Annotated in this window: 19 protein-coding genes; 13 read left to right on the forward strand and 6 right to left on the reverse strand. The window is 60.0% G+C overall.

Features of this window, described 5'->3' with window-relative positions:
* Nucleotides 1-218 precede the first annotated feature (218 nt).
* Nucleotides 219-518 (reverse strand): ArsR/SmtB family transcription factor, encoded by a 300-nt coding sequence (locus tag ACIPY9_RS07385; RefSeq protein ID WP_400698748.1) that lies wholly within the window; start codon nucleotides 516-518, stop codon nucleotides 219-221.
* A gap of 93 nt (nucleotides 519-611) precedes the next feature.
* Between ACIPY9_RS07385 and ACIPY9_RS07390 the strand changes: the two genes are divergently transcribed.
* Entirely contained in the window at nucleotides 612-1703 is a 1092-nt protein-coding gene (locus tag ACIPY9_RS07390; RefSeq protein ID WP_400698751.1) for an NADH:flavin oxidoreductase/NADH oxidase, read from the forward strand.
* Nucleotides 1704-1725: 22 nt separating this feature from the next.
* Here the strand turns inward: ACIPY9_RS07390 and ACIPY9_RS07395 are convergent, their stop codons facing one another.
* Entirely contained in the window at nucleotides 1726-2805 is a 1080-nt protein-coding gene (locus ACIPY9_RS07395; protein WP_400698754.1) for a polyamine ABC transporter substrate-binding protein, read from the reverse strand.
* 232 nt (nucleotides 2806-3037) lie between these two features.
* A complete protein-coding gene (locus ACIPY9_RS07400) occupies nucleotides 3038-3364 on the reverse strand; it encodes a hypothetical protein (protein ID WP_400698757.1) in 327 nt (108 codons plus the stop codon).
* A 309-nt stretch (nucleotides 3365-3673) separates the two neighbouring features.
* Here ACIPY9_RS07400 and ACIPY9_RS07405 point away from each other — a divergent pair, with 309 nt between their 5' ends.
* The 3 genes from ACIPY9_RS07405 to ACIPY9_RS07415 are packed head-to-tail and all read left to right on the forward strand — an operon-like array spanning nucleotide 3674 to nucleotide 5795.
* The gene (locus ACIPY9_RS07405) at nucleotides 3674-4264 is read left to right on the forward strand and encodes a secretin and TonB N-terminal domain-containing protein (protein ID WP_400699096.1); all 591 of its coding nucleotides are present in this window, start codon (nucleotides 3674-3676) and stop codon (nucleotides 4262-4264) included.
* Nucleotides 4261-4809: a sigma-70 family RNA polymerase sigma factor gene (locus ACIPY9_RS07410; protein WP_400698760.1), complete on the forward strand. Its 549-nt coding sequence runs from the start codon at nucleotides 4261-4263 to the stop codon at nucleotides 4807-4809. Before ACIPY9_RS07405 ends, ACIPY9_RS07410 begins: the two co-directional genes overlap by 4 nt.
* Before the next feature lie 35 nt (nucleotides 4810-4844).
* Nucleotides 4845-5795 carry a FecR family protein gene (locus ACIPY9_RS07415; protein WP_400698763.1) on the forward strand — a complete coding sequence of 317 codons (951 nt, stop codon included), beginning with the start codon at nucleotides 4845-4847 and terminating at the stop codon, nucleotides 5793-5795.
* Here ACIPY9_RS07415 and ACIPY9_RS07420 read toward each other — a convergent pair whose 3' ends face one another.
* Nucleotides 5796-6404 carry a type II secretion system protein GspJ gene (locus ACIPY9_RS07420; RefSeq protein ID WP_400698765.1) on the reverse strand — a complete coding sequence of 203 codons (609 nt, stop codon included), beginning with the start codon at nucleotides 6402-6404 and terminating at the stop codon, nucleotides 5796-5798.
* Nucleotides 6401-6853 carry a GspH/FimT family pseudopilin gene (locus ACIPY9_RS07425; protein WP_400698768.1) on the reverse strand — a complete coding sequence of 151 codons (453 nt, stop codon included), beginning with the start codon at nucleotides 6851-6853 and terminating at the stop codon, nucleotides 6401-6403. The genes ACIPY9_RS07420 and ACIPY9_RS07425 overlap by 4 nt, the downstream gene beginning before the upstream one ends.
* Before the next feature lie 116 nt (nucleotides 6854-6969).
* Here ACIPY9_RS07425 and ACIPY9_RS07430 point away from each other — a divergent pair, with 116 nt between their 5' ends.
* Entirely contained in the window at nucleotides 6970-7398 is a 429-nt protein-coding gene (locus tag ACIPY9_RS07430) for a type II secretion system protein N (protein ID WP_400698770.1), read from the forward strand.
* 15 nt (nucleotides 7399-7413) lie between these two features.
* Here the strand turns inward: ACIPY9_RS07430 and gspI are convergent, their stop codons facing one another.
* The gene (gspI, locus tag ACIPY9_RS07435) at nucleotides 7414-7794 is read right to left on the reverse strand and encodes a type II secretion system minor pseudopilin GspI (RefSeq protein WP_400698773.1); all 381 of its coding nucleotides are present in this window, start codon (nucleotides 7792-7794) and stop codon (nucleotides 7414-7416) included.
* Nucleotides 7795-7941: 147 nt separating this feature from the next.
* Between gspI and gspG the strand changes: the two genes are divergently transcribed.
* The 8 genes from gspG to ACIPY9_RS07475 all read left to right on the forward strand — a co-directional run bounded on the left by gspG (nucleotide 7942) and on the right by ACIPY9_RS07475 (nucleotide 17618).
* Complete coding sequence (gene gspG, locus ACIPY9_RS07440) at nucleotides 7942-8391, forward strand: type II secretion system major pseudopilin GspG (RefSeq protein ID WP_400698776.1); 450 nt, start codon at nucleotides 7942-7944, stop codon at nucleotides 8389-8391.
* A gap of 8 nt (nucleotides 8392-8399) precedes the next feature.
* Nucleotides 8400-9383 carry a type II secretion system minor pseudopilin GspK gene (gene gspK / locus ACIPY9_RS07445; RefSeq protein ID WP_400698778.1) on the forward strand — a complete coding sequence of 328 codons (984 nt, stop codon included), beginning with the start codon at nucleotides 8400-8402 and terminating at the stop codon, nucleotides 9381-9383.
* Nucleotides 9380-10552 (forward strand): type II secretion system protein GspL, encoded by a 1173-nt coding sequence (gspL, locus tag ACIPY9_RS07450; protein WP_400698781.1) that lies wholly within the window; start codon nucleotides 9380-9382, stop codon nucleotides 10550-10552. The genes gspK and gspL overlap by 4 nt, the downstream gene beginning before the upstream one ends.
* Nucleotides 10545-11111, forward strand: coding sequence for a type II secretion system protein GspM (gene gspM / locus ACIPY9_RS07455; protein WP_400698783.1), 567 nt, complete (start codon nucleotides 10545-10547; stop codon nucleotides 11109-11111). The genes gspL and gspM overlap by 8 nt, the downstream gene beginning before the upstream one ends.
* Nucleotides 11108-13471, forward strand: coding sequence for a type II secretion system secretin GspD (gspD, locus tag ACIPY9_RS07460; protein ID WP_400698786.1), 2364 nt, complete (start codon nucleotides 11108-11110; stop codon nucleotides 13469-13471). The genes gspM and gspD overlap by 4 nt, the downstream gene beginning before the upstream one ends.
* Nucleotides 13471-14889 carry a type II secretion system ATPase GspE gene (gspE, locus tag ACIPY9_RS07465; protein ID WP_400698789.1) on the forward strand — a complete coding sequence of 473 codons (1419 nt, stop codon included), beginning with the start codon at nucleotides 13471-13473 and terminating at the stop codon, nucleotides 14887-14889. Before gspD ends, gspE begins: the two co-directional genes overlap by 1 nt.
* Nucleotides 14889-16100 (forward strand): type II secretion system inner membrane protein GspF, encoded by a 1212-nt coding sequence (gene gspF, locus ACIPY9_RS07470; RefSeq protein WP_400698792.1) that lies wholly within the window; start codon nucleotides 14889-14891, stop codon nucleotides 16098-16100. Before gspE ends, gspF begins: the two co-directional genes overlap by 1 nt.
* A 393-nt stretch (nucleotides 16101-16493) precedes the next feature.
* Nucleotides 16494-17618, forward strand: coding sequence for a substrate-binding domain-containing protein (locus ACIPY9_RS07475; protein ID WP_400698794.1), 1125 nt, complete (start codon nucleotides 16494-16496; stop codon nucleotides 17616-17618).
* The last annotated feature ends 61 nt before the right edge of the window (nucleotides 17619-17679 follow it).

The following is a 17679-nucleotide window of genomic DNA, read 5'->3' on the forward strand; positions in this document are numbered from 1 at the left end:
GCTGGAGCAGGCCAGCAGTTTGAACACACGAGGGAGATCAGTCAGACGCATCGGGCAGTATCCAGTCAGGGGAAGTGAAGACTGGAGTGCAGGTGTCATGCCATCAGGGTAAAGCCGCGGTCTATCGCGGTTGCACGGGAGCAGGCCATGCCGATGGCTGTGCGGCAGGAGACAGAGTGCTGATCAGATGTTGCTGGAGAAACAATAAGAAACCGGGATTACACCTGGCTCAGAATGCAGGTCAGCAACCCGGGAAAACGGCTTTCGAGCATTTCGGAGCGCAGTGAATTCATGTGGGTGGTTCCGATATTCCGCGTATGCACCAGCCCAGCGTCTCGCAAGACGCGGAAATGATGGGACATGCTCGATTTCGGCCGACCACCGTCCAGCTCGCCACAGGTCGCTTCATCAACACGGGCCAGGCACCGGACAATTTCCATGCGCACAGGGTCGCTCAACGCGTACAGAAGACGCTCCAGCGTAAGGTCTTGGGGGGAGGGGTGTTTGAAGGTTCGCATGCCGACATGATACCGGGGCTTTCATAAATTGTCATAGTTCGATTATGATGGAACTATCGTATATGTCATGTCGCTACAATCCTGGAGGCTTGAATGTCTGCTCTTTTCCAACCTTTCACGCTCAAAGATGTAACGCTGCGCAACCGAATCGCAATCCCGCCGATGTGCCAATACATGGCCAACGACGGCCTTATCAACGAGTGGCATCAGGTTCACTACGCCAGCCTGGCAAGGGGCGGCGCAGGGCTGGTGGTGGTCGAAGCAACGGCTGTCGCGCCAGAAGGGCGGATCACGCCAGGCTGTGCAGGCATCTGGAGCGATGAACAGGCCCAGGCCTTCGTTCCGGTCGTCAAAGCCATCAAGGCGGCAGGGTCGGTACCCGGTATCCAGATCGCCCATGCCGGCAGAAAGGCCAGCGCCAATCGCCCATGGGAAGGCGACGATCACATCGCGGACAGCGATGATCGCGGCTGGGAAACCATCGCCCCTTCGGCCGTGGCTTTCGGATCTCATCTTCCCAAGGTGCCGCGTGCCATGACCCTGGATGACATTGCACGGGTCAAACAGAACTTCGTCGATGCCGCCCGACGTGCCCGGGATGCGGGTTTCGAGTGGATCGAGCTGCACTTTGCCCACGGTTACCTAGGCCAGAGTTTCTTTTCCGAGCACTCCAACCAGCGCACGGACAACTACGGTGGCAGCTTTGAAAACCGCAGCCGCTTCCTGCTTGAAACCCTGGCGGCGGTCCGTGAAGTCTGGCCGGAAAACCTTCCGCTGACCGCCCGTTTCGGCGTGCTGGAATACGATGGGCGCGATGAGCAGACCCTGAATGAGTCCATCGAGCTGGCCGGCCAGTTCAAGGCCAACGGTCTGGACCTGTTGAGCGTCAGCGTAGGTTTCACCATCGCCGAGACCAACATCCCCTGGGGGCCTGCATTCATGGGGCCGGTGGCCGAACGTGTACGCAAGGAAACCGGCCTGCCGGTGACCTCGGCCTGGGGCTTTGGCACACCACAACTGGCAGAAGCCGCCGCCAAGGCCAGGCAGCTTGACCTCGTATCCATCGGCCGGGCGCATCTGGCCGACCCGCACTGGCCTTACTTTGCCGCGAAGGAACTGGGCGTGGAGAATGCCTCATGGACGCTGCCAGCGCCTTATGCCCACTGGCTTGAGCGGTACCGCTAAGCCTTTGAGGTTGCGTGAGTGGCTATGGGGCGGCCTTGACTTCCTTCCACACACGTAACCTCAACGCCTCGATATCGGTGGGTATTTCCTGCATGGCAAACAAGGTGCTGAGCGTATCGGCATCGGGGTAGATCCCGATGTCGTTATGTATATCGGCATCGATCAAGGATTCTGACTTGTCGTTGCCGTTCGGGTAATGCAGATAGTTGGAGACGCCACTGATGACCTTGGGGTTGAGCAGGTAGTTCATGAAGGCATACCCGGCTTTTTCGTCCGGGGCATCCACCGGCATGGCGATCATGTCGAACCACATCGGCGAGCCTTCCTTGGGCGCGATGTAATGAATCCTTGTCCCTTTGCCTTCGTCCAGTGCTTCATGCTGTGCCCGCATGATGTCACCTGAGTAACCCACTGCGACGCAGATCTTGCCACTGCCAAGATCTTCCACGTAATCGCTGGCGCTGAAGTTACGTATATAAGGACGGATGGCGAGCAAGACGGCCTTGGCCTTGGGGTAATCCTCAGGGTTCGTACTGTCGGGCGGCAGCCCCAGATAATTGAGCGCAATGGGCAGCAGGCTGGGCGCACTGTCGAGCACCGCCACACCGCATTGGGACAGTTTTGCAATATTCTCGGGCTTGAGGATCAGGTCCCAGGAGTTGAGAGGCACATCGTCACCCAGTACAGCCTTGACCTTGGCCGCGTTATAACCAATCCCGGTCGTCCCCCAGAGATAGGGAAAGGCATACAGGTTTCCGGGATCAGCTTCCGCCAGTGCCCGGAGCAGAACAGGATTGAGGTTTCGCCAGTTGGGCAACTGGTTCCTGTCCAGTTTCTTCAAATCCCCGCGCTGAACCTGCTTCGCCAGGTAATGGCTGGAAGGCACCACGACGTCATAACCGGAATGCCTGGCCTTGAGCTTTTCATCCAGCACATCATTGCTGTCGTAGGTGTCATAGGTCGCCGCAATACCTGTGTCTTTCTGGAAGTTTTTCAACGTGTCCGGCGCGAAGTAATCCGTCCAGTTGTAGATTTTCACGGTTGGCGCGGCCTGACTCATCGATGCGACCAGCATCAGCGGAACGAAGGCTTTGATGAGCATGTGAGATCCTTGTTTCAGTTCTTTATCGATCTGTCGGGCATGACACACAAGCCGGTAGATGTTTTACCCGCGCCTTGTTCTCCCGGGTCCTGGGGTTTGTACGTAAAGTGGCTGCGCTCGGTCAGGCGGCGTTAAAAACCGGCTCAGAATGCTCATTGACAACCAGTCAACTCCGCTTCCTCGCCGTTTTTTGCCTTGCCTGACCTTCGCTCGCCGACTTTTCGTACAGAACCTAGTCCGAAGAGGGTGGCCGTTGCGGCGTGACCGAAGTCCCGAATGTATTGCCCATGCGCACACTGGTTGCAGCAGGCGTAGCCAGGCCCAGTGAGTTGGGCGCACGCTTGTCGATCGAAGTGTTCATCGCTTCCATGTTTTTTCTGTGGGCCGCCGCTCCCTGAGTGTTGAGCATCTGCTGGCTCAGGCAGTTGTAGTCAGGTGCCCTGTACTGGCCGACCCGGGTTTCAATACAACTGGCGGTTGGCGATGTTTCCGCATTGGCCGCAGGCGATATGGAAAGGCCGCTGCAGGCAAGGACGATCAGCATTGCGACAGGTTTCATGAGGCTGTCTCCTGACGGCCCGAGAGACGGGCCACGATCAGGCCAGTCTAGTGCAAGGTCATCCCGAAGGGGGGATGGTTTTTTACTCGCTCCGTCACACCAGATTCATGAAACCCCATCACCATAGTTCTTTTCAGGGATATGTCAGCTGTGCAGCAATGCAGTCTGGAGGGCGTGCGCCTGTCGCGCTTTCACTCATCGCGGGTGAAGGACTGGCTCACATTTGGCCTGTTTTTGCTGTTCTGCATCGCACTGTCGGGCAAGGCCGCCGAGGTTTCACTGCCCGGCCCGGCCCCCGCCTCAGTGTTGATGCTGGATATTCCGGCTCAAAATCTGGCCAGTGCACTGGATGCATTCAGTCGCCTGACCGGCATGGCGGTGCTGGTTGATCACGAACTGACGCGGGGGCGACGTTCGCTCACGCTCAAGGGGCGTTACAGCCCACAGGACGGTTTGAGCCGCCTGCTGACCGGCAGCGGCTTGATGGCCCGTTATACAAGGGCTGACGCTTTTACCCTGCAAGTGGCCGAGGTTGAGAACTCCCACCGCGAGAGCGGAGGGGCGTCGGGCACTGCCAGTCTGGCGGGCAACAGTTATGCACAATCGATTCAGCAAGCGATCGAGAAGGTTTTCTGTCGTTCGTCGTTGACCCGCCCGGGAAGTTATCGCGCGTTGTTGCAGGTATGGATTGGTCAAGGCGGTGAAATACAACACAGCCGTCTGGTGGCCTCCACAGGCAATACCCGGCGCGACGAAGCCTTGGTGGAAAGCTTGAAAGATGTCAGGGTCGGACGCTCCGCGCCAAGTTCATTGCGCCAGCCTGTGACTCTTCTTTTAGTACCCGACTCGACAGGAAAGAGCATGGACTGCAAGCAATGGGAAGGAGCCCTGGGGGCATGAAGGATACTGGGCGTAGTCCGATGGTCAGGTTGTTTCTACGATCCTACGATGATTTCAAGGTGCGTTTGCGCAAGCGCCTGGGGTCGGAGGATCTGGCCAACGATGTGCTCCATGAAACCTATCTGCGTGTCGACCGCATGGTCGAGCCTGAAAACCTCACCCGGCCCAATGCTTACCTTTATCGAATGGCGTTGAATATTGCCGCCGATCGGCGTGAGTCCGATGCCCGGCTGCTTACCGGCAGCGAGATCGAGGACATGTTGCAGATCACCGATGAAGCATTGGACCCGGCACGGATGGTGGGTGGCCAGAAAGAGATCCAGTCCTTGCTCAGCGCACTGTATGAACTTCCCGCACGACGTCGCAGGATCTTCATCGCGGCTCGTCTTGAGGAAGCCCCGCATCTGGAGATATCCCAGCGTTTCGGTATCTCCACGCGCATGGTTGAAAAGGAGTTGAAGGCGGCGCTGAACCATTGCGCCACGCGGCTGGAAAGAAAAGTGATTCAGAGGTTCGGTCCCGGGGCGGGAAAACCGTCTTTATAGATGAGTCTGTGATTAATCCGTGAGTAACTGAGCGCTTGAACATTTTCAGTATTTCCAATTCAGAGGCCAGGCCGGATGCCCAGCTGTCAAATGAGGCCCAGGAGTGGCTGATTCTGTTGACTTCAGGCCGGGCCACCACTGCCGATGCGCTCGCGCTGCGCCAATGGTGCGAGCAAAGCCCGCAGCATGCTCGCGCCTTTGAACAGTGCAAGGCGCTTTGGCACACCCTCAAGCCGGCCGCCGAACGACTCCAGCAACAGACCCAGGCTCGCCGGTTTGGTCGACGGGCCTTTCTGGGCGGAGCCGTGGCGGCATCCGCCGCCTTCCTGATCGTTCAAACCTCGGTGTCGGGCGGTTTTTCCGGATTGACGGCCGAATACAGCACGGCAGTGGGCGAGCAGCGGCATTTCGACCTGGTCGAAGGGGGCAGCCTGGAACTCAATACACAGACCCGGATCAGCCGTCGCCAGGCCCCCGACGGTGAGTCCGGCCTTGAGTTGCTCAGCGGAGAGGTGGAAGTCCTTGCCCGCCCCCGGGAGTCGCTCAAACTGCAGGCCGGGGCAGGCTGGTTAAGCGCTACCCATGCGCGCTTCAACGTCCGCCATACGGACCAGCGTGTGTGCGTGACCTGCCTGGAAGGCAGGCTGAAGGTGGATGTCCAGGGCCAGAGCATCGAGCTGCAAAGTGGTCGACAGGTGACCTATGACGCCAAAGGGGTTGGCGAGCCGCACGCTGTCGATGCTTCGACGGTAGTGGCCTGGCGTCAACAGATACTGGTGTTCAATGATGCCTCGCTGGCGACGGTGATTGATGAAATAAACCGTTATCGTCCCGGCATGTTGCTCTTGCTGAACCCCGAGCTTGGCAAGCGCAAGGTTCAGGCGCGTTTCAGCCTCGATCAACTGGCAGGGGTGGCATTGCTGATTCGCGATGCCTATGGAGCCAGATGCACCGAGCTTCCCGGTGGTGTCGTGCTGCTGAGCTGATCAGTTCAAAGGCCCGAGCACTTGCCGGTAATGCTCCTGCCCTTGGGGCGTCTGCCGTGTCAGTTGAATCTCCAGCCCTGAGGGATTTTCCTGGCGGTTGCCGCTCAGGCTCCGCCATCCCTTGCCATCTTCCCAGAACCGTAATTGCACGGCGCTGACCTGGGCCAGCACCTCGACACCTTCGTTGGGCGCAGGCAACGGATAGCGACTGCTCGAAGGAGATTGCGCGCGATACAGCGTATTGTTCTTGAGCCACCAGCTGACCCGCTGCAAACCGCCATCCTGATCGGCAGCGGTGCGAATCACGTCCAGACGAAAACCCTTGCTTCCACCGTCACGTATCGTCAATGCAGCGGGGGCGTCGGGGGGATCAATCTGAGCATCAGGATCTGCCGGTTCGAGCAATTCAATACTGGCGCGCATGCTCACGTCACGCTCCAGCTGATTCAAGACGCCCAGCAGTTGTCGGGTTTGCTCACTGCTGTCACGCAAGTGCGCATCGGCACGGGTGACGCTGTCCAGTCCTCGCCAGGCAATCATGCTGACCACGGCCATGAGCATGATGGCGACCATGACTTCAAGCAGGGTGAAACCGTTTTGGGTGTTCATTGGACAGACACCTGGCCTGAGGCATTGCGTTGCACAACGATGTTGTTGTGCCCATCCGACAATCGAACCAGCAACGGTTGCCCGATCCACTCCGCATTCAGAATCACCGGTCGCCGGGGTTCGACACGCACCTCCATTGCAGTGCTCTGCCACAGACGCGGGCGCAGTTGCGGATCGGTATTGAAGTGCTCGACGCTGCGACCGTTGTCGTCCTTGCGACTGAAACGAAACCCCTTGGCATCGGCGCTCCAGACGATAGGCCGGCCGTCGGCCCGGGCTTCGGCCTGGGCAAGACGAAACAGTTGCGCAACGCTTTCGGCATCCTTGCGCAGCAGGTGCAGCGGATCGGGTTTGATGCTCAGGCTGATGGCGGCACTGGCTATGCCGACGATGACCAGTACCACCATCAGTTCAATCAATGTGAAGCCCTGTTGCCTGGCGCCATCCATAGTGCGTGCTCCTGTGCATTAACTGTCATCCTGCGCGGTAAAGATGATAAGGGTGTGAAATAAAAACGTGAGAATTGGGCTGTAGGCTCGGAACGTGATTAAAAGGAGGTTCACTCATGGGGTTCATCGACAGGTTTTCTGCGCAACAGCGCATCCAGTGGCTGGCATTGCTCGCAGCCTTGGCGGGCGTGGTTTTCTGGTCCTCCCTGCTGTTGGTTCCAGTGAGCTCGCCGGTTGCCGCCCCCATGCAGCAGGTGGTGCCGCGTACCGAAAACCCGGCGATGCAGTGGTTTTCCAACCAGCCGCTACAGGCAGACATCAAGGTCAGTGCCGTAATGGCCGGGGGGCGAGGGGCTGTCGCCATTCTGATTCTCGACGATGCCCCGCCGCGCAGTTTCATGGTGGGTGAGCAGATAGCACCGGGCGTTCGTCTGGCAGAAATCAATGCAGACAGCGTGGTCATAGAGCAGGGCAACCAGCAGTCCCGACTGATGATCAAAAAACTGCCGGAGATGCCGGCACTTCCCATCCTGACGCGACAGTGATTCGGCTCAGTGACGTCACTTGCCTCGGGAGCGGGCAAGCAACGTGTCCAGACGGGCCAGAGGGGGCGCTTCCTGGCTGCGATCGAACACTTGCAGGCTGACCTTGAGCAGGCGCGGGTTCGGGGTTGCACTGATTGCCTGCTCGCAACGCAGCAGCAGTCGTCCCTGGTCGCACTCAATGCTTTTGCCTCCGGGGCTGATGCGCCCGATCAGACGCAATTCTGCCAAGTGGCTGTGGGCTGCCAGCAAGGCTACCGACCGGTCGCGCAATAGCGCGCTGCTTTGCGTCATGACACCTGCCACCCGCACCGCCGCAGACATGGCGACAGCGATGATCGCCAGGGCGACCAACACTTCAATCAGGGTAAAACCGCGTTGCTTGCAAGGGCTGGGCATTAGGGACGCCTGACGAGAAACAGCCCTGAAGACTAGCCTGCGGGCTTGACCGATTGCTGACCGAAACACCCGAGGATTTTCAATACCTCTGACATATCTTCTTGCAACACTGCGCGACGAATCGAATCAAGCCAAAGGAATGTCGAGATGGATATCGCGCACCACAAGCCACCACGTCGTCGTTTGAAAGGACAACAGGGTTTTACCCTGATCGAGATCATGGTGGTGGTGGTGATTCTCGGGATTCTTGCCGCGATGGTCGTACCCAAGGTGCTCGATCGCCCGGATCAGGCACGGGCCACGGCGGCCAGGCAGGATATCGGCGGCCTGATGCAGGCCCTGAAACTGTACCGGCTGGATAACGGCCACTACCCGAGCATGAACCAGGGCCTGAAGATCCTGGTCGAGCGCCCGGCCAATGCAACCAGCAGCAACTGGCGTTCCTATCTGGAGCGCCTGCCCAACGACCCATGGGGCAGGCCTTACAACTACCTCAACCCGGGTGCCAATGGTGAGGTCGATGTCTTTTCCCTGGGGGCCGATGGTCAACCGGATGGCGAGGGGGTCAATGCCGATATTGGCTCCTGGCAGCTGTAAACATCCCCATGAACCGTCATTCAACGAATGCCGTCAGGCAGCAGGGCATGGCGATTATCAGCGCCTTGCTGATCGCCGCCGTGGTGGCCGTAATCGCCGGAGGCATGCTGACCCGACAGAGCGTTTTCACGCGCAGCCTGGAGGCCGAGCAACAGCGCGTGGAGGGGACCTGGCTGTTGCTGGCAGGTGTCGAGCTGAGCCGTCAGCTTCTCTGGGACGCTCGTCAACATGACCCTCTGACCCGTCTTGACCAGCCCTGGGCACAACCGATCTTCAGCCAGCGTCTTGGCAACAGGGCCGGTCCTTTCACCGGCAGCCTGGAAGATGAGCAAGGCAAGTTCAATCTACGCAACCTGATCTCGGACGATCGCGTCGATGAAGAGCAATTGCGGATCTTTGAGCGCCTGTGTGGGTTACTGGAGATCAATCCCGTGGTGGGTCAACGTATCAGTCAGCGAGTCATCAGTGCCTATCCCCGCCTGCTGAACCCGGAGCTTGCGGATCACGCACCCAGTCAGGGATTCGACAGCGGCAGGCTCACTTCGCCCGGTGCCGAACGCAAGCCACAGCCCGCCAGACGCCCCATGCTGCGCAGCCTGGACGACCTGCGCAGCATCGCGGGAGTGAACGATGATGTGCTTGCCAGGCTGTCTCCCCATGTCACGATCCTGCCCGCGCTGACCCTGATCAATGGCAATACGGCCAGTGCCCAGGTACTGGCCGCTTCCGTGCCCGAACTGTCGGTGCAACAGGCCCAGGCCTTGATAGCCGAACGCAACAGTGGCCGGTGGTTCATCAATCGCGGTGATTTCGTCAATCGGCTGCACATGCCGCAAGTCACCATGGACAGCGTCAAGGTCGGGATTACCAGCGACTGGTTTCGCCTGCGTGGCCAGGCCCGCAGCGAACAGCGTCGGGTCAACCTCGATGCGCTGCTGCATCGTCCCCGTGAAGGCCAGCCACAGATCATCTGGTCACGGGTGGGCGTATGACCCGACTGCGTATTGCCTTGCCACCGCTGGCCACTCTCGATACCGACAGCCTGGTGGATTTCGCCTGGCAGGACCGTAACGGTCAGGTCAGCGCCGAAGGTCAAGGCACCCTTGCGCACGTGGCGGGGACAGCCGGATCGGTCGCTGTGGAGTGCTATTTGCACCCACTGGACAGCGTGGTCATGAGCATGGATCTGCCACAACTGCCAGCGGCGAAAATGACGGCCGCGGTCGGCTGTGCGGCTCAGGCCCTGATACTGGGCAATGTCGAGCACATGTTCGTCGCCCACAGTGCTCGCGATAGTCAGGGCAGGGTTCAGATCGCCTGGTTGTCCCGCGCCGACCTGGAACGCCTGGGGCAACTGCTGCGAGAGGCACAGCTCAAACTGCGGGGCCTGTATCCCGCGCCCTATGCCTTGCCGGTCTCCGACGATGGCGCCGCAGTGGCGTGTCTGCAACATGAGCATCTGTTGGTACGTCACAGCATGCAGTGTACGACGGTGCATCCTGCCGCTGATGAGGCTCTGGATAACCTGCTGGCCGACGGAACGCCACTGCAATGGGTCGGGGATACTGCGCCCGCAAACGTGACAGGCCGATTACCTGCCGTACAACGCTGGACAGGTCCTGCGCCCGACTGGGGGTTGCATGGTGGCGTACAGACCTCCCGTGCCGTCAAAGGTGGCTGGGGCAAGGTGGCCAGTGTTTGTGTCTTGGCAGTGCTGGTCTGGATCGTGGGCCTGAATCTTTATGCCGAGCGTGAGGCGCATCAGGGCCGGCAACTCAAGAGCGACATGAGTCTGCGGGTCAAACAGGCCTTCCCTGAGTTGCCGGTGATTCTCAACCCTTTGCAACAGGCCCGCCAACAGTTGGCCGCACGTCAGAATGGGGCCTCACAGAGTGACGCCCGGGCCTTTCATCACCTGCTTCAGCAGGCTGGAAATGCCATGCCATTCATGAATGGACGGCTGCAAGCGTTGAGCTTCAGTAACGGTGAATTGCACCTCGACCTGCTACCGGGCTCCCGCAAGGTTGTAGATGACAGCTGGCAGGCCGTACTGGCGCAGGCCGGTATTTCTGCCACCGCCAATGCCGGGGGATGGACACTGCGAACCGTATCCGCAACCCGGGATGATGCTCAGGCCGCCGTGGGTGCCGATGATGAGTAAACAGCTTTTGACGGCCCAACGAATGCGTTGGCAGCGTTTCAACACCCGGACGCAGGCTTTCTGGCAGACCCTCTCCATCCGGGAGCAGCGCATGGTGCTGGGGACGGCTACCGTGCTGGGAACGTTGTTGGTCTGGCTGCTTTTGATTCAGCCGCCCTTGAAGAAGATCGACTACTGGCAAGTCGAAACCCCGAAGCTCCGGACCCAGACACAGACCCTGCAGACATTGTTGCAAGAGGTCTCGCCAATCTCTGCGCCCGTCGAGGCCGCCAATCTGGAGTCGGCACTGCGTCAGACCCTGGAGAACGCCGGTCTGGGCGGGCATTACCAGCTTGAAGTATCCAGTGATACCGCCCCCCATGGCTGGGCGCTGACGTTTGACTCTGCCCCGGCAGATGCCGTCGTCGCGGTCTTGCTGGGCAGGCTGGGGCCGCTTTCACTGGACGTGATCGAGGCCCGCCTGCATCGGGTGGGCAGTGCCGACACCTCTGAAACGGCAGGTCGGCTTTCCGGAATCGTTCGCATGACTCAAACGCCAGGTGCTAAGGAAGCTTCATGACTCGGTCAGTATTCAACCTCCGCCGTAACTGTCGCCTGGCGACGCCGTTGTTACTGCTGACGCTTGGAGCGTGTAGCACTTCGACACCCCCTTCATTGCTGGTGGACAGCGACCTGGGACGCCCGCTTGCCAATACCCAGCGCAGCGGAGACGACGTGGCGGATCGTCAAAGAACCCAGGCACGTATCGAGAAAACCCCGAATACGCCACGTCCCATCAGCCAGACAGCGCGTAACCCGCATGCGGCGGGCAGCCCCTCAGCGAGCCCGAATCCTCTGGGTGACCAGCCGGTGCAATTGAATTTTGTCGATACCGATATTCAGGCCGTCGTGCGTGCCTTGTCCCGATCGACGGGACAACAGTTTCTGGTCGATCCACGGGTCAAGGGAACCCTGACACTGGTTTCAGAAGGGCAGGTGCCTGCCCGTCAGGCCTATGCCATGCTGGTTTCGGCCTTGCGCATGCAGGGTTTCAGTGTGGTCGATGTCGGCGGGGTCAATCAGGTGGTGCCGGAGGCCGACGCCAAGTTGCTCGGTGGTCCCATTTACAGCGCCGACAAACCGGCTGGCAACGGCATGCTGACGCGCACCTTTCGCCTGCAATACGAAAATGCAGTGAACCTGATTGCCGTGTTGCGCCCCATCGTGTCACCGAACAATCCGATCACGGCCTATCCGGGCAACAATACGGTGGTGGTCACCGATTACGCTGAAAACCTGCAACGGGTGGCGTCGATCATTGCCGGCATCGACACGCCCAGTGCCATCGACACCGATGTCGTACCTGTCCAGAACGGCATTGCGGTCGATATCGCCGCCATGGTGTCCGATCTGCTGGAAACCCCGGGCAACGACCCGACCCAGAAAATAATTGTGGTGGGTGATCCCCGTTCCAATTCGATCATTGTCCGTGCCGGCAGCCCGGAGCGGACCGAACTGGCACGCAACCTCATCTATAAACTCGACAACGCACAGAACAACCCCAGCAACCTGCATGTGGTTTATCTGCGCAATGCCCAGGCTGGCAAGCTGGCCCAGGCACTGCGCGGGTTGTTGACCGGTGAGAGCGACAGTGGCGAGACGGATGGTGCACGGGCCAAATTGAGTGCCATGGGCACAATGAGCGGCAGCAATACCTCAGGACAAACCACCAGCCAGAACTCACTGACGCCGCAAAACAATACCGGCAGCAGCGGCGGCACTTATGCCAAGGGGGCAGGAGGGGCTACAGGCCTGCCGGGGGCAGGGGGCGAGCAGAGTGTGGCCTTCAGTGCCGGAGGGGTGACCATCCAGGCCGATGCCACCACCAATACCTTGCTGATCTCCGCGCCGGAGCCTCTGTATCGCAACCTGCGCGAGGTCATCGACATGCTCGACCAGCGACGCGCTCAGGTGGTTATCGAAAGTCTGATCGTGGAAGTGGGTGAAGACGATGCCAGTGAGTTCGGGGTGCAGTGGCAGACTGGCAATCTGTCGGGCAGCGGGGTGATTGGCGGGGTGAATCTGGGAGGCGCCGGCTTGAACACCGCAGCCTCCAATAGCATCGATGTTCTGCCTCAGGGACTCAACGTCGGTGTCGTGAGGGGAACCGTCAACGTTCCGGGGATTGGCGAAATACTCGACCTCAAGGTTCTGGCCCGGGCACTCAAGAGCAAAGGCAGTACCAATGTGCTGTCCACACCGAATCTGCTGACCCTGGACAACGAAGCCGCCAGCATCTTCGTCGGCCAGACCATCCCCTTTGTCAGCGGCAGTTATGTAACCAGTGGAAGCGGTAACAGCGAAAACCCCTTTCAGACAGTCCAGCGTGAAGATGTCGGCCTCAAACTCAATGTGCGGCCGCAGATTTCAGAGGGCGGCACGGTCAAGCTGGATATCTACCAGGAAGTGAGCAGTGTCGATGAACGTGCGTCGAACACTGCCGGCACTGTCACAAACAAACGGGCAATAGACACCAGCATCCTGCTCGACGACGGACAGATCATGGTGCTCGGCGGACTGCTGCAGGATGGTTATAGCCAGAGCAATGACGGCATTCCATGGCTGTCGAGCCTGCCGGGCGTGGGTGCCTTGTTCCGCAGCGAGCGCCGGGCGATCAACAAGACCAACCTGATGGTTTTCCTGCGTCCCTATATCATTCGTGACAGTGCCGCGGGACGCAGCATCACCCTCAACCGTTACGATTTCATGCGCCGTGCCCAGAGCGGCCTGCAACCGGAGCGTAGCTGGGCCATGCCGGACATGCAGGCCCCGCAACTGCCTCCGGTGGAGCAGGCGATTCCCGGTTCTCGAGCAACCGTGCAGCAGATGCCCAGGGCTCCGATTCGTGCGGTACCGGTCTCCGCCAGCGAGGCCCCCTGATGAGCGTATTGCCTTACGCCTGGGCCAAGGCCCAACGTATTCTGCTGCGCAACGACGGGCAGGAGGCGGTGCTGACCATTTGCCCTTCGACGCCCGGCTGGTCGATCACCGAAGCCCGTCGGCAGTTTGGCCCCGCACGACTGGAACAGGTGCGCGAGGAGGAACTGGAAGGTCTGCTGACCAGCACCTATGCCGACACCGGCAGTGCAGCGGCCGTGGTCGGTGCCGCGGAAAACGAGGTAGACCTTGACCGCTTGATGCAGGACATACCCGAGGTCACCGACCTGCTCGATACCCAGGAAGGCGCTCCGGTGATCCGCATGATCAACGCCTTGTTGAGTCAGGCCGCCCGGGACGAGGCCAGTGATATCCATATCGAGCCCTATGAAAGCCACTCCGTGGTGCGCTATCGGGTCGACGGCACCTTGCGCGATGTGGTCTCGCCCCGCAAGGCCCTGCATGGTGCCCTGATTTCGCGGATCAAGATCATGGCCCAACTCGACATTGCAGAGAAACGCTTGCCCCAGGATGGGCGCATTGCTCTTCGTGTCGCGGGCCGGCCGATCGATATCCGTGTCTCCACCGTGCCCACCGGTCATGGTGAGCGGGTGGTCATGCGTCTGCTCGACAAACAGGCCGGACGGCTGCAACTGGAAACCCTGGGCATGGACCCGCAATTATTGAGCAAGCTCGACGCCCTGATTCGCCAGCCTCACGGTATCGTCCTGGTCACAGGTCCCACCGGCAGCGGGAAAACCACCAGCCTGTACGCAGCGCTGGCCCGTCTCGATGCCAGCACCAGCAATATCCTCACCGTGGAGGACCCGGTGGAATACGACCTGCCGGGCATCAGTCAGATCCAGGTCAACGCCAGAATCGACATGAGTTTTGCCGTGGCCTTGCGCGCCATTCTGCGCCAGGACCCGGACATCATCATGATTGGCGAGATTCGTGATCTGGAAACCGCGCAGATCGCTGTGCAGGCCTCGCTCACCGGTCACCTGGTACTGGCGACCCTGCACACCAATGATGCCGTATCGGCGGTCAATCGCTTGATCGACATGGGGGTCGAACCCTTTCTGCTGGCGTCTTCGATGCTGGGCGTACTTGCTCAACGGCTGGTACGCCGCCTGTGCCCACACTGTAAACAGCAGGATCCGACCGCTCCGGACACCTGGCGGCCTGTGGGCTGTGCGGCGTGCAATCACACAGGTTACAGCGGCCGGACCGGTATCCATGAGCTGTTCTGCATTGACGACGACATTCGCAGCCTGATTCACCAGGGTGCCGATGAGCAGGCATTACGTACGTCGGCCCGGCGTGCAGGCATGTTCAGCATGCGTGAGGACGGTGAGCGCTGGGTACGCAGCGGTGCCACCGCCCGGGAAGAAATCCTCCGCGTGACTCGGGACGCCTGATGAATCGCTACCGTTATGAAGCCGCCGATGCCCTTGGCCAGATCGAATCCGGGCACCTTGAAGCCGATAGTCAGAGCGCGGCTTTCGGGATCTTGCGCAACCGCGGCTTGACCGCCTTGTCGGTGCAGATGGAAAGCAATGCCCAGACCGGCGGCGCTGGCGGACTGTTCAGCAACAAACTGTCTGACAACGATCTGGCCTGGGCGACCCGGCAACTGGCAAGCCTGCTCGGTGCCAGCCTGCCACTGGAAGCGGCCTTGAGCGCTACGGTCGAACAGGCCGAGCGTAAACATATCGCCCAGACCTTGAGTGCCGTGCGGGCCGATGTACGGGGCGGCATGCGTCTGGCCGAAGCCCTGGCGGCAAGGCCCAGGGATTTTCCGTCGATCTACCGGGCTCTGATTGCCGCAGGCGAGGAGTCGGGCGATCTGGCTCAGGTCATGGAGCGCCTGGCCGATTACATCGAGGAGCGTAACAACCTGCGGGGCAAGATACTCACGGCGTTCATCTATCCCGGCGTGGTTGGCCTGGTATCCATTGCCATCGTGATTTTTCTGCTCAGCTACGTGGTGCCTCAGGTCGTCAGTGCGTTCTCTCAGGCCCGTCAGGATCTGCCGGGCCTGACGCTGGCGATGCTCAATGCCAGCGACTTTATCCGGGCCTGGGGCGGGGCGTGTTTGGGTGCAATGGTCGGGGCTTTCTGGGGCTGGCGCCTGTATTTGCGTAACCCTCTGGCCCGTCTGAACTGGCATCACCGGATCCTGCGGCTGCCCTTGATCGGGCGTTTTGTGCTGGGCCTGAATACCGCGCGCTTTGCATCGACCCTGGCGATTCTTGGCGGGGCAGGGGTGCCATTGCTGCGAGCCCTGGATGCCGCCGGACAGACTGTCTCCAACGACCGGCTGAGCCTGAGCATCAGCGACGCGACGGCCCGGGTGCGTGAGGGCGTCAACCTGGCGGCCGCTCTGCGGGTGGAAAAGGTTTTCCCGCCGATACTGATACATCTGATCGCCAGCGGTGAAAAAACCGGCTCCCTGCCGCCGATGCTGGAGCGAGCGGCCCAAACCCTGTCCCGGGATATCGAACGCCGAGCCATGGGCATGACCGCGCTGCTGGAGCCTTTGATGATCGTCATCATGGGCGGCGTGGTACTGGTGATCGTGATGGCGGTGCTGCTGCCCATCATTGAAATCAATCAGCTGGTTCAATAAAGAATTTCGTCCGCTACCACGACTCCCGAGTCTGCCAGAGGCAGAACTCGGGTTCGTCGTTCTGTCATGTGCAGCCTTGCCTCGACAGCCCTGACGCCACGGGTCAATGCCTCCAGCCGGTCCTTCCGGGAGGCTCCTTGAAGCAACACTGTCATAACCCGGGTCCGGGGCGTGCCAGCACCGCCAAACACCCGAGAATACTGTTGAAAATCAATGCCTTTCTCCCGAGGTTTTTTCCTTTATCTGTCACCGGAAGCTGCGAACTTCTGTTCATGGTCTCACCCCGCAAAGCCCTCTGGATCAAGGCGATGGAGCGAGTTCCATGGCGTCATGCAAGCGTTATCCACCTACGTAAATGTCTACGTACAAAAACACGACGAAAGGAGATTCTTCATGTTTAAACGCACTATGATCGCAGCTTCCCTGGCTGTAGCCGCACTGGCTTCGGCTCAATCCATGGCCGCCGTTGTCGGTGGCGGTGCCACTCTGCCTGAAGGTCTGTACAACGACTCGGCATTCCGTCCAGCCAATTTCGCCGCCTACATCGGCGTGGGCAGCGGCGGTGGCAAGGCTGCGTTCCTGAACAATGATGCTACCCGCCTCAACCTGACGGCTGGCACTTCCGTTCATTACGCTGGCAGCGATTCGATCCTGAGCAACGCCGAGCTCACCGCCTACACCGCCGCACACAACACTGCCGGTATTGCTAACGACGCCAACTGGGGTCCGCTGATCCAGATCCCTTCGGTCGGTACTTCGGTCACCATTCCGTACAAGAAAAGCGGTAACACCACACTGAACCTGACCAGCGCCCAGCTCTGCCAGGCTTTCTCCGGCCAGGCCACTACCTGGGGTGAACTGCTCAATACTTCTGACAACACCCCGATCGTCGTGGTTTTCCGCGATGGCAGCAGCGGTACTTCCGAAGTCCTGTCCCGTCACTTGAACAGCCAGTGCCCAACACTGTTCACCACCAGCAGCACCTTCACCACCGCCAACACCGGTGCCGAACCAGGCAACTGGATCCGCGTATCCAGCAGCTCTGAAATGGCTTCCACCGTGGCTGCCACTGAAGGCGCCATCGGCTATGTCGGTCCTGACAGTGTCGATGCCACCAACAATGCCGTGGTTGCTCGTGTCAACGGCCTGCTGCCAACCGTGGGTAACGTGACCACTGCTCTGAGTGCAATCGCTCCTCCTACTGGCACTGCTCGCAACAATCCAGCCAACTGGGCTCCTGTCCTGGCCAACCCAGCCTCCGGCTACAGCCTCGTGGCTTACACCTTCCTCGATCTGGGCCAGTGCTATCGCGATGCGACAGTGACTGCCGACGTTCGCAGCTTCCTGACCAAGCACTACGCTGCCTCGGCTGCGGCCAACAACGACGCCCTGATCACCGCTCATGACTTCATCCCGCTGAGCGCGGCCTGGAAACTGGCTGTCCGCAATGCCTTCCTGACCTCCAACAGCCTGGCCGTGGGTGATACCAACACCTGCAACGCTATCGGTCGTCTGTAACTTCAAGGCTTTACCGACGCTCCTTGAAACCGGCGGTAGCTTTGGGCTACCGCCGGTTTTT

This window comes from Pseudomonas sp. NPDC089734 (genome assembly GCF_044748865.1).
Classification (GTDB): domain Bacteria; phylum Pseudomonadota; class Gammaproteobacteria; order Pseudomonadales; family Pseudomonadaceae; genus Aquipseudomonas.

Bases quoted from the DNA above. Each gene is read 5' to 3' on its own strand.
- ACIPY9_RS07385 (WP_400698748.1), bottom strand. From the start codon at position 518: ATGCGAACCTTCAAACACCCCTCCCCCCAAGACCTTACGCTGGAGCGT.
- ACIPY9_RS07390 (WP_400698751.1), top strand. From the start codon at position 612: ATGTCTGCTCTTTTCCAACCTTTCACGCTCAAAGATGTAACGCTGCGC.
- ACIPY9_RS07395 (WP_400698754.1), bottom strand. From the start codon at position 2,805: ATGCTCATCAAAGCCTTCGTTCCGCTGATGCTGGTCGCATCGATGAGT.
- ACIPY9_RS07400 (WP_400698757.1), bottom strand. From the start codon at position 3,364: ATGAAACCTGTCGCAATGCTGATCGTCCTTGCCTGCAGCGGCCTTTCC.
- ACIPY9_RS07405 (WP_400699096.1), top strand. From the start codon at position 3,674: ATGCTGGATATTCCGGCTCAAAATCTGGCCAGTGCACTGGATGCATTC.
- ACIPY9_RS07410 (WP_400698760.1), top strand. From the start codon at position 4,261: ATGAAGGATACTGGGCGTAGTCCGATGGTCAGGTTGTTTCTACGATCC.
- ACIPY9_RS07420 (WP_400698765.1), bottom strand. From the start codon at position 6,404: ATGAACACCCAAAACGGTTTCACCCTGCTTGAAGTCATGGTCGCCATC.
- ACIPY9_RS07425 (WP_400698768.1), bottom strand. From the start codon at position 6,853: ATGGATGGCGCCAGGCAACAGGGCTTCACATTGATTGAACTGATGGTG.
- ACIPY9_RS07430 (WP_400698770.1), top strand. From the start codon at position 6,970: ATGGGGTTCATCGACAGGTTTTCTGCGCAACAGCGCATCCAGTGGCTG.
- gspI (WP_400698773.1), bottom strand. From the start codon at position 7,794: ATGCCCAGCCCTTGCAAGCAACGCGGTTTTACCCTGATTGAAGTGTTG.
- gspG (WP_400698776.1), top strand. From the start codon at position 7,942: ATGGATATCGCGCACCACAAGCCACCACGTCGTCGTTTGAAAGGACAA.
- gspK (WP_400698778.1), top strand. From the start codon at position 8,400: ATGAACCGTCATTCAACGAATGCCGTCAGGCAGCAGGGCATGGCGATT.
- gspL (WP_400698781.1), top strand. From the start codon at position 9,380: ATGACCCGACTGCGTATTGCCTTGCCACCGCTGGCCACTCTCGATACC.
- gspM (WP_400698783.1), top strand. From the start codon at position 10,545: ATGAGTAAACAGCTTTTGACGGCCCAACGAATGCGTTGGCAGCGTTTC.
- gspD (WP_400698786.1), top strand. From the start codon at position 11,108: ATGACTCGGTCAGTATTCAACCTCCGCCGTAACTGTCGCCTGGCGACG.
- gspE (WP_400698789.1), top strand. From the start codon at position 13,471: ATGAGCGTATTGCCTTACGCCTGGGCCAAGGCCCAACGTATTCTGCTG.
- gspF (WP_400698792.1), top strand. From the start codon at position 14,889: ATGAATCGCTACCGTTATGAAGCCGCCGATGCCCTTGGCCAGATCGAA.
- ACIPY9_RS07475 (WP_400698794.1), top strand. From the start codon at position 16,494: ATGTTTAAACGCACTATGATCGCAGCTTCCCTGGCTGTAGCCGCACTG.